1 pseudogene is annotated in these 494 nt (G+C 47.2%); it reads right to left on the reverse strand.

Features of this window, described 5'->3' with window-relative positions:
• A pseudogene (locus AB5935_RS26170) lies at window positions 1-494 on the reverse strand (fructose-bisphosphate aldolase); the annotation flags it as partial.

Raw genomic sequence — 494 nt, forward strand, 5'->3', positions numbered from 1 at the left:
TTGGAAGGCTTTCCGACCACTAATCAACCCCATACCGCCAGCACGTTTGTTCACTACTGCTGTAATAACAGCATCATGCAGGTCGGATTCTCCATGAGATTCACCACCCGAGTTGATTAGTCCGACGCGTCCCATATAGCCGTTAGCTACCTGATAACGGCAAAGGTCTATCGGGTGGTCAGTTGTCAGTTCTGTATACATGCGCTCATTTGTTTTTCCGAAGCCGATGGCTTTGAAGCCACCATTATTGGACGGAAGTTTTTGTTTTACGATGTCAGCCTTGATCGTTACTCCGATATGGTTGGCTTGGCCTGTCAGGTCGGCTGCAGCGTGATAGTCGGTTCCGTCTTTCTTAAAACCGCTGTTTCTCAAATAACACCATAAAATGGTAGCCATTCCCAGTTCATGAGCATATTCAAAAGCTTGCGATACTTCCACTATTTGGCGGCGACTTTGCTCCGAACCGAAATAAATAGTGGCTCCAACTGCTATGG

Origin of the sequence: Phocaeicola sp. RTP21198st1_B8_RTP21198_201120 (assembly GCF_040929485.1) — a bacterium.
In the GTDB taxonomy this organism is placed as follows: domain Bacteria; phylum Bacteroidota; class Bacteroidia; order Bacteroidales; family Bacteroidaceae; genus Phocaeicola; species Phocaeicola dorei.